The sequence below is a fragment of the Enterobacter sp. 725m/11 genome, assembly GCF_011683705.1.
Classification (GTDB): domain Bacteria; phylum Pseudomonadota; class Gammaproteobacteria; order Enterobacterales; family Enterobacteriaceae; genus Enterobacter; species Enterobacter bugandensis.
The window spans coordinates 1-419 of record NZ_JAAQOK010000124.1; the positions used below are offsets into that span (position 1 = coordinate 1).

Here is a 419-nt window from a genome sequence, read left to right on the forward strand (position 1 = left end):
GGGGTGAAGTCGTAACAAGGTAACCGTAGGGGAACCTGCGGTTGGATCACCTCCTTACCTTAAAGAACCTGCCTTTGTAGTGCTCACACAGATTGTCTGATGAAAAGTAAACAGCAAGGCGTCTTGCGATTGAGACTTCAGTGTCCCCTTCGTCTAGAGGCCCAGGACACCGCCCTTTCACGGCGGTAACAGGGGTTCGAATCCCCTAGGGGACGCCACTTGCTGGTTCGTGAGTGAAAGTCACCTGCCGTCATATCTCAAAACTGACTTGCGAGTCACGTTTGAGATATTTGCTCTTTAAAAATCTGGATCAAGCTGAAAATTGAAACGACACATCTTAATGGTGTGTTCGAGTCTCTCAAATTTTCGCAATCAGAAGTGAAACATCTTCGGGTTGTGAGGTTAAGCGACTAAGCGTA

At 47.7% G+C, this 419-nt stretch carries 1 tRNA gene and 1 rRNA gene; both read left to right on the plus strand.

From position 1 onward, the window contains the following. Positions 1-57, plus strand: a 16S ribosomal RNA gene (locus HBA26_RS22690); the annotation flags it as partial. 85 nt (positions 58-142) lie between these two features. Then, positions 143-218: transfer RNA gene (locus HBA26_RS22695), tRNA-Glu, on the plus strand. Positions 219-419 lie beyond the last annotated feature (201 nt).